The sequence below is a fragment of the Mesorhizobium sp. B2-8-3 genome (assembly GCF_006440815.1).
Classification (GTDB): domain Bacteria; phylum Pseudomonadota; class Alphaproteobacteria; order Rhizobiales; family Rhizobiaceae; genus Mesorhizobium.
On the sequence record NZ_VFTW01000018.1, the window covers coordinates 54,765 to 66,553 of the forward strand.

General features: G+C 64.6%; 9 protein-coding genes. 3 read left to right on the top strand and 6 right to left on the bottom strand.

All coding sequences use genetic code 11. The features are described from left to right. Positions 1 to 195: 195 nt before the first annotated feature. Positions 196 to 1,338 carry a DegT/DnrJ/EryC1/StrS aminotransferase family protein gene (locus tag FJ418_RS22840; protein WP_140869462.1) on the top strand — a complete coding sequence of 381 codons (1,143 nt, stop codon included), beginning with the start codon at positions 196 to 198 and terminating at the stop codon, positions 1,336 to 1,338. A gap of 64 nt (positions 1,339 to 1,402) precedes the next feature. On the opposite strand, the gene cysQ is transcribed toward FJ418_RS22840, so the two are convergent. Genes cysQ through cysD form a run of 3 tightly spaced genes read right to left on the bottom strand, consistent with a single transcriptional unit; the run spans position 1,403 to position 5,041 of the window. After that, a complete protein-coding gene (gene cysQ, locus FJ418_RS22845; RefSeq protein ID WP_181167060.1) occupies positions 1,403 to 2,185 on the bottom strand; it encodes a 3'(2'),5'-bisphosphate nucleotidase CysQ in 783 nt (260 codons plus the stop codon). Between the two features lie 10 nt (positions 2,186 to 2,195). Further along, positions 2,196 to 4,133: a sulfate adenylyltransferase subunit CysN gene (gene cysN / locus FJ418_RS22850; RefSeq protein WP_181167055.1), complete on the bottom strand. Its 1,938-nt coding sequence runs from the start codon at positions 4,131 to 4,133 to the stop codon at positions 2,196 to 2,198. Between the two features lie 2 nt (positions 4,134 to 4,135). Further along, positions 4,136 to 5,041: a sulfate adenylyltransferase subunit CysD gene (cysD, locus tag FJ418_RS22855; RefSeq protein WP_246683176.1), complete on the bottom strand. Its 906-nt coding sequence runs from the start codon at positions 5,039 to 5,041 to the stop codon at positions 4,136 to 4,138. A gap of 455 nt (positions 5,042 to 5,496) precedes the next feature. Between cysD and FJ418_RS22860 the strand changes: the two genes are divergently transcribed. Further along, positions 5,497 to 6,789, top strand: coding sequence for an O-antigen ligase family protein (locus FJ418_RS22860; RefSeq protein WP_140869473.1), 1,293 nt, complete (start codon positions 5,497 to 5,499; stop codon positions 6,787 to 6,789). Continuing rightward, complete coding sequence (locus FJ418_RS22865; RefSeq protein ID WP_140869476.1) at positions 6,786 to 7,757, top strand: NAD-dependent epimerase/dehydratase family protein; 972 nt, start codon at positions 6,786 to 6,788, stop codon at positions 7,755 to 7,757. Before FJ418_RS22860 ends, FJ418_RS22865 begins: the two co-directional genes overlap by 4 nt. A gap of 19 nt (positions 7,758 to 7,776) precedes the next feature. On the opposite strand, the gene FJ418_RS22870 is transcribed toward FJ418_RS22865, so the two are convergent. The 3 genes from FJ418_RS22870 to FJ418_RS22880 form a co-directional block, all read right to left on the bottom strand. Beyond that, the gene (locus FJ418_RS22870) at positions 7,777 to 8,307 is read right to left on the bottom strand and encodes a sugar transferase (protein WP_140869479.1); all 531 of its coding nucleotides are present in this window, start codon (positions 8,305 to 8,307) and stop codon (positions 7,777 to 7,779) included. A gap of 3 nt (positions 8,308 to 8,310) precedes the next feature. After that, a complete protein-coding gene (locus FJ418_RS22875; RefSeq protein ID WP_246683177.1) occupies positions 8,311 to 9,222 on the bottom strand; it encodes a glycosyltransferase family 2 protein in 912 nt (303 codons plus the stop codon). A gap of 156 nt (positions 9,223 to 9,378) precedes the next feature. Then, entirely contained in the window at positions 9,379 to 11,415 is a 2,037-nt protein-coding gene (locus FJ418_RS22880) for a nucleoside-diphosphate sugar epimerase/dehydratase (RefSeq protein WP_181167056.1), read from the bottom strand. Between the last annotated feature and the right edge of the window lie 374 nt (positions 11,416 to 11,789).

Consider the following 11,789-nt stretch of genomic DNA (forward strand, 5'->3'; position numbering starts at 1 on the left):
CATCGGTGGAACGACGCGATAAGAGAGGCCGGAAAACGCCTCTCAAAGCTCGGATTTCCGGCTTTTTCAGGCATTGCGCCGGCAAAGTCGGTAACACGCTGCGACACATAGGCAATTTGCGCCGCCCGCCGCCGGCTTTCTCAGCCGGTTCAAGTCTGTTACCAGCGGGCCGGTTTTACAGGCATTGAGGCCGACATGCAGTTCATCGATCTTAGCGCGCAGCGCGAACGTATCCGCGACCGGCTGAAGGTCGCTATCAACAAAGTCGTCGAGGACGGCCGCTATATCCTCGGCCCGCAGGTCGCCGAATTCGAGGACAAGCTGGCGGCCTATATCGGCGTCAAGCATGTGGTCGCCTGCGCCAACGGCACCGACGCGCTGCTTCTGCCGCTGTTTGCCGCCGGCATCGGCCCGGGCGATGCGGTGTTCGTGCCGAGCTTCACCTTTGCCGCGACGGCTGAAGTCGTCGCGCTGGCCAAGGCCGAGCCGGTCTTCGTCGACGTCGACCGCGACACCTACAACATCGACATCGCCAGTCTCGAGGCGGCGATCGAGATGATCAAGAAGGAAGGAAGGCTGAAGCCGAGGGCGATCATCCCCGTCGACCTGTTCGGGCTCTCCGCGGACTACGAGGCGATCATGGCGATCGCCAAGCGCGAGAACCTTCTAGTGATCGAGGATGCCGCGCAGTCGATGGGCGGTTCCGCCGACGTCAAAATGTGCGGCGCTTTTGGCCATGTCGGCTCGACCAGTTTTTACCCTGCCAAGCCGCTTGGCTGCTATGGCGACGGCGGCGCCATGTTCACCAATGACGGCGCGCTGGCCGACAAGCTCCGCTCCTTCGCCTTCCACGGCAAGGGCGAGACGCAATATGACAATGTCCGCGTCGGCATCAATTCGCGCCTCGACACGCTGCAGGCGGCGATCCTGATCGAAAAGCTCGCCATCCTCGAGGATGAGATGGTGGCGCGCCAGGTCGTCGCCGACCGCTATGCCAGGGGCCTCGGCGACATCGTCAAGGCGTCGCGCAATCTTGGCCATGGTCGCTCGGCCTGGGCGCAGTATGCGATCGAGACGCCGAAACGCGACGGGCTCAAGGCCCATCTCGGCGAAAAGGGCATTCCGTCGGTGATCTATTATGTGAAGCCGCTGCACGAGCAGGTGGCCTACAAGGATTATCCGCGCACGCCGACCGGCCTTGCCGTCTCGGAAGCGCTGCCCAAGCAGATCCTCTGCCTGCCGATGCACGCCTATTTGAGCGAGGCCGACCAGGACCGCATCATCGAGACGATCCGCAATTATATCGGGTCGAACTCGGCGCATGTGGCGGCGGCTTAAAGCCTGAAAGGTCGGCGCCGGGCGCCCCTCTGTTCCGCCAGCATCGATAATTGGCAACGCTGCCCTAAGCCGCGCTCTTCCCCGTTGCAATGAAATGCGGGTTGGCGAAATCGCTATCGCTCGCCTGGTTGCGCTTGCCGTAGACGAGCGGCTCGCCGTCCAGGGTGCGCGTCATGCCGCCGGCGGCGCGCAACACCGCGTCGCCCGCCGCCGTATCCCATTCCATGGTGCGGCCGAAGCGCGGATAGACGTCGGCTTCCGCCGCGGCGAGCAGGCAGAATTTCAGCGACGAGCCGACCGAGACGATCTCGGCGGCGCCAAGGTTGCGGATGAAGGCATCGGTCTCCGGCGTGTTGTGCGAGCGGCTGGCGACGACGGCGAGCGGCGAGCCGCCTGCCCGCACCGTGATCGGCCGGCGGCCGGCCACGCGATAGTCGGGATCGACCTCGAGCGCCTCGGCCTTGCCGGGTCGTCCGGAGAAAAAGCGCCCCGTGCACGGCGCGAAAACGACGCCGACTTCCGGCACGCCATGGCGGACCAGCGCGATGTTGACGGTGAAATCGGTGCGGCGGTTGACGAATTCCTTGGTGCCGTCGAGCGGATCGATCAGGAAGAACGCGCCGTCAAGATCAGGCGTTGCGATGCCTGCCGCAACCTCCTCCTCGGCCACGCAAGGGATTTCCGGATAGGCGGCGCGCAGGCCGGCGAGGATGATCTTCTCGCTTTCGCGATCGGCTTCCGTCACCGGCGAAGAGTCGGCCTTGCTGTCGACGGCGCAGCCCTCGTGGAAGACGCGCATCACCTCGCGCCCGGCTTCGAGCGCCAGGCGCTCGAAGACGCCCAACATCGCCTCGTCGTCAGATACCGCCGCCATTGTCGTACTGCTCCTCGGCAATGTCGCGTTCGGTCAGCCAATGTTCCAGGGCTTCCGCCATCTCCTGCGGGCTCCTGCCGAGAGTCTTCAGGTGAATTTCCGGATTCTGCGGCGCCTCATAAGGAGAATCCACGCCGGTGAAATTCTTGATCTCGCCGCTCAAGGCGCGCGCGTAAAGACCCTTCGGATCACGGCGGGCGCATTCCTCGAAAGGCGTATCGACGAAGACCTCGACGAACTCGCCTTCGGCCATCAGCTCGCGCGCCATGCGCCGCTCGGCGCTGAAGGGCGAGATGAAGGAGACGATGACGATCAGGCCTGCATCGGCCATCAGCTTGGCCACCTCGGCGACGCGACGGATGTTTTCCACGCGGTCGGCGTCGGTGAAGCCGAGATCGCGGTTGAGGCCGTGGCGGACATTGTCGCCGTCGAGGATGTAGGTGTGGCGGCCGGACGCGAACAGCTTCTTCTCGAACAAATTGGCGATGGTCGACTTGCCGGAGCCGGAAAGGCCGGTGAACCAGAACACCGCCGGGCGCTGGTTCTTCAGGTCGGAGCGGCCGCGCTTGCCGACATCGAGCGACTGCCAATGGATGTTTTCGGCGCGGCGCAGCGAATGCAGGATCATTCCGGCGCCGACGGTGGCGTTGGTGATGCGGTCGATCAGGATGAAGGCGCCGGTGGTGCGGTTCTCGGCGAAGGGATCGAAGGCGATCGGCGCGCGGGTCGAGAGGTTGCAGACGCCGACCTCGTTGATGTCGAGCGACTTCGCCGCCTCATGCGCGAAATCGTTGACGTTGACCCGGTATTTGAGCTCGGTGACGGTGGCGCTGACCTGATCGGTCTCGGTGCGCAGGACGTAGGAGCGGCCGGGCAGCAGCGCCTGCTCGTCGAACCAGACGATGTTGGCGGCGAACTGATCGGCGACCTGCGGCCGCGCGGCCGGCGACACCAGCAAGTTGCCGCGCGACACCTCCACTTCGTCCTCGAGGACGAGCGTAACCGCCTGGCCGGCGACCGCCTGCTCGAGATCGCCGCCCTGCGCGACGATGCGCTTGACCCGGGACGCCTTGCCAGACTTGGCCACGACGACCTCGTCTCCTTCAGAGACCACACCCGAGGCGATGGTGCCGGCGAAGCCGCGGAAATCGAGGTTCGGGCGGTTCACATACTGGACGGGGAAGCGGAAAGGCAGTTCGACGGCGGCCTCGTCGACCGACACGGTTTCGAGATGCTCGATCAGCGATGGCCCGGAATACCAGGGCGTGCGCTCCGAGCGGCTGGTGACGTTGTCGCCAAAGCGCGCCGACATCGGGATCGGCGCGATGCTGACGAAGCCGAGCTCCTTCGCGAACTCGCCATAGTCGGTGACGATCCGGTCGAACACGGTCTCGTCGAAGCCGACGAGGTCGATCTTGTTGACCGCAAGCACGATGTGCCGGATGCCGAGCAGCGAGGCGATGATCGAATGACGCCTGGTCTGGCGAAGCACGCCCTGGCGCGCGTCGATCAGCACGATGGCGAGATCGGCGGTCGAGGCGCCCGTTGCCATATTGCGCGTGTACTGCTCATGACCGGGCGTGTCGGCGACGATGAACTTGCGCTTCGGCGTGGCGAAGAAGCGATAGGCGACATCGATGGTGATGCCCTGCTCGCGCTCCGCCTCCAGCCCGTCGACCAGCAGCGCGAAATCGATGTCGTCGCCGGTGGTGCCGTGCTTGCGCGAATCCTTCTCGAGCGCCGCAAGCTGGTCCTCGAAGATCTGCTTGGTGTCGGAGAGCAGCCGCCCGATCAGCGTCGACTTGCCGTCGTCGACCGAGCCGCAGGTGAGAAAGCGCAGCAGCGACTTCTTCTCCTGCGCGGCCATGTAGTCGCGGATCGAATCGGTCGGGGCGAGGCTTTTTGCCATGATGTGGCGCATTATCAGAAATAACCCTCGCGCTTCTTCTTTTCCATCGAGCCGGCCTCGTCGCGGTCGATGAGGCGGCCCTGGCGCTCGGAGGTGCGCGCGGTCAGCATCTCGCCGACAATGGCCTCCAGCGTGTCGGCGTCGGACTCGATCGCCCCGGTCAGCGGATAGCAGCCCAGCGTGCGGAAGCGCACGAGCCGGTTATCGACCGCCTCGCCGGGGCGCAGATGCATGCGGTCATCGTCCTTCATGATCAGCATGCCGTCGCGCTCGACCACCGGCCGCTCCTTGGCGAAATAGAGTGGCACGATCGGGATGTTTTCCTGCAGAATGTACTGCCAGATGTCGAGCTCGGTCCAGTTGGACAGCGGGAAGACGCGGATCGATTCGCCCGGCGCGATGCGGGTGTTGAAGATCTTCCACATTTCCGGCCGCTGGTTCTTCGGGTCCCAGGCGTGCTGGGCGTTGCGGAAGGAAAAGATGCGCTCCTTGGCGCGCGACTTCTCCTCGTCGCGGCGAGCGCCGCCGAATGCGGCATCGAAGCCGTATTTGTCGAGCGCCTGGCGCAACGCCACCGTCTTCATCACATGGGTGTGGGTGTTGGAGCCATGATCGAAGGGGTTGATGCCCTCGCGAACACCATCCTCATTGACGTGGACCAGGAGGTCGAAGCCAAGCTTCTGCGCCATCTGATCGCGAAAGGCGATCATCTCGCGGAACTTCCAGGTGGTGTCGACATGCAGGAACGGGAAAGGCGGCTTGGCCGGATAGAAGGCCTTCATCGCCAGATGCATCAGCACGGACGAATCCTTGCCGACCGAATAGAGCATCACCGGCTTGGAGAAAGATGCCGCGACTTCCCGGAAGATGTGGATGGATTCGGCCTCGAGCCGCTGCAGATGCGTGAGCGCGATATTCATGGAGCGTCGAGCGTTCTTTCGTGCCGTGGAGCGGAAATCTTGCATCGCAGGCGCAATTCCATGCGCTCCGGGCGCAGATTTCACTTCAGACAAACTGTTTCGTGCGGGCGTTCTAACAGATCGGCGCCGCCGATAACAATGCAAGACCCGCGCGGCGCGAGGTGATTAGAGAACGAATTTTCCAAGCGCGGCCGGCAAAGCGGAAAATCCTGCCGGAGCCATCGAAAACGCGGAAGCGGAGAAAGCCCGTGGCGTCCGGGGAATTCCGAGGCCGTCCGATCGTGGCCTGATCGGGGATTTCTGCCGCAACATCGTCGACCGCACTATCGCGGAGCGGCGCCAGCCGCTATACGGGCTCGGGGAACGGGCAAGGCGCGGCAAACGGAGATCGGCGAGGCGGCCTCTGGCTGGCTCCATGGATCCGGGCGCAACCTGGAAAATTGCGAAGCAAGCATTTGAACCCGTTTACAACGCTCCGGCGCCACCTCACGCCCGCACAGATCAACATCTATTTCTCGATCGTCTGCTTTTTCTCGCCGCCGGTGCTTGGATCGCTGGTCAGCATCGCCTTCAATGCCGGTGGTGTGTGGTCCGCGATGCTTCTGGCCGCGAAACGCCGGCGCTTCAACATCGACCGGCCGATGCTCGCCGTCACGGTGGCGATCTACGCCTATTGCGCGGCCATGGTTCTGGCTTCGATCGTCAACGGCACGCTGGCCGCCGATTTGCGGTTTTTCCTGCCGTTGATCACCTTCCTGCTGTTCCCCATCTCCTATTCGACCTGGAGCATCACCGAGAAGAGCACACTGGCACGCATCGCCACTCTGGCCAGCACCGCAGCCTGCTTCGGCGCGCTGGCGATGGCCGTGTTCCAGTATCACCGACTCGGCGTGAGGGCGGAGGGCGGCGCCGGCAATCCGATCGTCTTCGCGACCGTTACCTGCCTTGCCGTCATGACATGCCTTGCCGGCGCGCTGTCGGGCATCGAGAAACGCTGGAAGCTGCTGGTCCTGGCGGCGGTCGCCGGAGCCATTGCGATTGTCTATTCGGGATCGCGCATGATCTGGGTGGCCGTGCCGATCGCCAGCATCGTCGTGCTTCTCATCAACCGCCGCCGGTTCACCGGCGCCAGCCTGGCACGCTTCGTGGCGATCGGCGTCGTGGTCGCCCTTGTGATCGCCGCCATCGGCTCCCGTGCCGTGCTGGATAGAACCGACTTCCTGGTCAGCGACTGGGATGCGCTGAACGCCAATGGTGACCATTCGACGGCGCTCGGCCTGCGCGTGGCGATGTGGGAAATCGGCTTTGCCGCGTTTCGCGAGATGCCGATTTTCGGCCATGGCATCTCGGCAAGCCGGGCGCTGATGAAGCAGGGTTTTCACGAGCAGTTCGGCCTAAGCGCGGGTTTCAGCCATTTTCACAATGGCTTCCTGACCGCGCTGGTCGAGGCCGGTCTGCTGGGGGCGCTGGCGCTGGCGTCGATTTTCGCCGTCGCCGCCTGGAACGCGGCACGGACGCTGCGCCGCAGCGTCGATCCGGTGGAGCGGTTCGGCGCGACGATGGTCCTTGTCGCGGTCATCACCTATCTCACCGGCGGAATGGCCGGCATCCTGGTCGGCCACGACATCCTCGATGCAACGCTGATGGTGTTCCTGATCTCGGGGACCTACCTTGCATCCGGGCGGACGGCAGCGCCAACCGGGAAAAGCGCGCCTGCGGCGGCGCCGGACGCCAGCCTGCAACCATGAAGGTCCTGGTCACCGGCGCGACAGGCTTCATTGGACGCCGGGTCGTCAGCCGGTTGCGCGAGGCCGGATTCGGCATACGGATCGCCTCCCGCCAGCCGCAGCAACTGGCGGGCGCGGACGATGCCGTAGCGCTGCCCAGCGCCGATGCGCCGGACGAAGCCTTCCTGGCGCTGATGCGCGAGGTGACGCATGTCGTCCACTGTGCGGCGCTCAACAATGACCGCCGCGCCGGCGAGGCCGACTTCCAGGCCGTCAATGCGATGCTGACCGGACGGCTCGCCCAGGCGGCGGCCATGCGCACCGCCGGGCGCTTCATCTATCTTTCCTCGATCCGCGCCGTGGTGGGCGCCGGTTTCAGCGGCACCATCGACGAGGCCACGCCCCCTGCCCCGCAAGTCGCCTATGGGCGTTCCAAGCGCGAAGGCGAGATCAAAACGCTGGAGGCTTTCGCAGCGGCAGGGCGCGCCGGGGCGACTGCGCTGCGGCTGCCGCCGGTCTATGGCGAAGGCATGAAGGGAAATCTGCGCGGGCTGACGCGCCTCGCTGCCAACGGCCTGCCGCTGCCAGCAGCCGCCCTGACGGCGGTTCGCTCGCTCGTCTCGCAAGACGCCGTGGCCGGCGCCGTGATGCATCTTCTGACCCGTCCCACGCCGCCGCGCCCGATCTATGTGCTCAGCGATGCTTCGCCGGTTGCGATGTCCGAAATCATCACCGCGTTCCGGCGCGGATACGGCCGACCGGCCCGGCTTTTCCCCATGCCGGCCTTGCCGCTGCGCCTGCTGGCCACGCTGCTTGGCCGGCAGGCGTCATGGCAAGCCTTCATGGCGACGCAGATCTGTGACCCGTCCCTGCTGGCCTCGGAAGGCTGGATGCCGGAAACCGACACGCTCGGCCGGCTTGAGGAACTGGCGCGGCAGGCCGGTCAGAACGATTCCGGAAAGCGGCCAGGTTCGGCGCCTTCGCCGTAGCTTTCCGTGCGGAAGCGCCTCAAAAGAACGTAGCCAGCAATATCTTCAGGTCCAGGCTGGTCGAGGCGGCCTTGATGTAGGCCGCGTCGGTTTCCGCGCAAAGTTTTGGATCGGACATGTCGATCCCCTTGATCTGCGCGAGCCCTGTGATGCCTGGAAGTGCGGTGAGCACGCCCAGTTCCCTGCGCCGTTCGATCAGTTCCGCCTGCGTCGGCAGGCATGGACGAGGGCCGACAAGGCTCATCTCGCCCTTGAGCACGTTCCAGAGCTGCGGCAATTCGTCGATCTTGGTTGCCCGCAGCATCTTGCCGACCGCGGTGACCGAACCGGCCGGCGCTTCGTGCGTGGGCAAGGAAGGCGTTGCGCGATACATCGTGCGCAATTTGCGGCAGGCAAAGAGGGCTCCTCCCCGGCCGACGCGGATCTGCGAGAAGATGGCCGGGCCGGGCGACGTCGCGCTGATTGCCAGCATCGCGACAAGCAGGACGGGAGCCGCCGCCACCAGCATCGGAACGGCGACCGCGAGGTCGAGCGCGCGCTTCGCGGTCATCGCTCAGATCCGTCGCCAAAGGAAGGCGACGTAGAGCCCGAGCGTCCCCATGAATGTCTGCCGGTAGACGCCGCTTTTGCCGAGCAGGCCGAAGCGCTTGAAGACACTGCCTTTGCGCGCCCTGATGAACAGGCGAAGGCAAAGTGCCGCATCGCGCGCGATGAGGTCGCGGTTGACGGCGAGGCCGCGCAGATTGCTGTCCGTCCAGGTGGCGAACTGGCCCTTGAACAGACGTCCCAGTCTTGAGAACCTCGCCCCCCACGAGACGTTGGCGCCGACGAGATTTGCCGCGTGCTGGCGGTATCTCACCAGCGGCCGCGGCTCGTAGCGGACCTTGCCGCCGGCGGCGGTGACGATGAGATAGGCCCACCAGTCATGGCTGACGAATTCGGTTCTCGCCGATGCTTTCGCTAGAAGCTGACGCGCCGCGCGGTTGAAGAGCATGGTGTTGCCGCCCGCGATGCTCTGCACCAGCGCATTGCGGAAGGACGGCGGGCGACGAAACAGCGGCGAATAGCCGGCCGGGACGCCGGTCTGCGAAATGGTCGCCGTGCGCGAGCAGAACAGGAGCGGCGTTTCGATGTCCTCTCCCTCCATCCAGCGGATTGCGCTCTCCAGCCGGTCCGGCTCCCAGACATCGTCCTGGTCGCAAAAGGCATAGAAATCGGCATCGATGCACGGATCGATGATCATCGAGCGGAAATTGGCGGCGAAGCCCCTTTGCGGGCCTTGCAAAAGGGTGAGGGACCCCTTGGTCCAGCGGGATCGCCACGTTTCGACGATTGCGGTTGTGGCGTCCGACGAGCCGTCGTCGGAGACCCAGAGATCGACGAGCGGCCAGGATTGCGTAGCCAAGGATTGCAATTGTTCGCCGATATAGGCCGCGCCATCCTTCGTGCCCATGAGAACGGCCACGTGCTGATCTCTTCTGGTCACGGCTCTGAAATCACTTGCCCGACGGGTGCTTGAACAGGTTTCAATGGACAATTGCTGGCGTACGGCACAGGTCTAAAAGTTTTGATTTTACGCATGTCTTTATCCCGAAACCGGTTTCCACTTTCGGGAGACATGTTAACCGGCCTGTCCGGCCGTTTTCGGCGACGCATCTTCACGCGCGCCGCCAACAGCTTCTTCCACCCCGTAGAGCCCTGCCAGGATGGCAAGCGCGGCGGCCTTGTCGCGATCGTGCATCGCGGCCACCAACGCCGGCAGGGCCGCCTCGATCTTCGGCCATTCGATGACGCCGGTCCTGAGGCCGAAGATCTTGGCGGTGTCGAGCTTGACCACCTCCTCGTTCTCGGCATGCAGCGTCTCGTGCAGCTTCTCGCCGGGCCTGATGCCGGTGAAGCGGATCGGAATGTCGGTATAGGGGCTTTTGCCGGCCATGCGGATCATGGTTTCGGCGACTTCGAGGATCGGCACGGGCTTGCCCATGTCGAGCATGTAGATGGCGTAGTCATCTGCGCCCCGGCGCTGCTCGGCGTCGGCGGCCGACATGATGACGAGGTCGACGGCCTCGGCCACGGTCATGAAATAGCGGGTCATGCGCCGGTCGGTAATGGTGACCGGCCCGCCGGCCTCGATCTGCGCCTGGAAGATGGTCGCCACCGAGCCGTTGGAGCCGAAGACGTTGCCGAAGCGCACGGCGATGAATTTCGTGCCCGAATGATGCAGATCGGGGGCGCCGGCATGGTGGCCATTTGCCGCGCGGGCACGCAGCGGCCGCGAGGCCGCCTGGGCTTCATGCAGCGAGGAGACGACCTGTTCGGCCGCCCGCTTGGTGACGCCCAGCACCGAAGTCGGGTCGACGGCCTTGTCGCTGGAAATCAGCAGGAACTGCGGCACCCCGCATTCGGCGGCGATCTCGGCGCAGGCGAGCGTCCCGAAGACATTCGTCTCGATCGCCGCTTCCCAGTTCTCCTCGAGCAGCGGCACGTGCTTCAGCGCCGCGGCGTGAAAGATGATCGCGGGTTTGAACTCGCTGACGAGGCGCGTCATGTGAGGCCGGTCGGTGACGTCGACGATGCGGCTGGTCAGCCGGTCGCGTTCGCCGTCGTCGGTCTGCTGATCGAGCTGGAAGATGCCGAACTCGGAATTGTCGGCCACCAGCACCGCCTCGGCGCCGAGCTCCAGCGCGCGCTTGACCAGCACGCGGCCGATGGAGCCGGCGCCGCCGGTGACCATCACGCGCTTGCCGCCGACGAAGGCGCCGATGCGCGTGATGTCGGTGGCGACCGCCGAACGGCGCATGATGGTCGCCATTTCGACGGCATCGAGAACCAGCTTGCCGCCCTGCCCCAGTTCCGACAGGCCGGAAAACTGGACGACGGCGATGCCGCTGTGGCGGGCGATGCGCACCAGCTCGGCATAGTCCTCGATCTCGCGCTCGACCCCCTGGCCGAAGATCAGGAGGTCGAGGTTTTCCGTGCCCTTGACATATTCCTCCAGCACCTCGACCAGGCGCGGCCGTAGCGCCACGACAGGAACGCCCTGGATCCGCGTGCCGAGCGGCGCGTCGCTCTCGGTGGCCATGATGCCGGCGATGGCGTATTCGGCAGGCATGGCCGTGCGGGTGAAGCGGACGATCAGGTCCGCCTCGCTCAGCCGGCCGACGAACAGCGCCTGCTTGGTCGAGGCATCGCCGGCGGCGCGGCGCAGGATGCGCCAGCTCGCGCCGTCGCGCAGGAAGCGATAATAGAGCCTGGGCGCCGAAATGATGGTGAAGGAGACCAGGAAGAAGACGATGAACTGGCGCTCGTTGAGGCCGGCGACCGGCTGGAAGAAGAAGCGGAAGGCAAGCGAGGCCAGATAGAGGACCACCGTCAGGCTGCCGCAGCCCTTCAGGATGTTGAAGAAGTCGGGCGTGGAGGCAAAGCGCCACACGGTGTTGTAGAGGCCGCTGGATCGGAACAGCAGATGGGCGATGAGCACGATGAGCGCCCAGCAGGCCAGCCCGCCGGAAGAGAACGCGTCGAAGGAAAGCCGCGACTGCGACAGGATGAGGCTAAGCGCAACCGCGACCAGGACCATGACGAGGTCCTGGACCATGATGATGGCGCGCCGCATCCTCGGTCGGAGTTCCGATACGGCTTCTACGTATGCGGTCATTGGGCAGTACTGGCTCCAGGCGCGAGGATGCTATCAGAACGGCCCTGGACAGAACATCGTCCACCGCCACTTCAGATTGCAAATCCCCGACCCCGTCGCCCGGTTATCGCCTTAGCGCGGAGAGTGCGGGAGAGCTAGAGGTTTTTTGGGCGATATTCGATTGCGCGAATGATTTGACTTGAAGCCGCAATAACTCAGAGAACTGTCAGATGCCCAACAGGGGGAGCTAATAAATGTCACGATGTGACGATCTGGCTTCCATCATTGGCTTCAGCGAGCTCGGCGAGCGGCCGAGTGGAGTCGCTGACGGCGGTGCCGATCAGGTCTGCGGAAGCGGTTTGGCCAGCCCCTAGGGCTCACAGCGTCCCACAAAA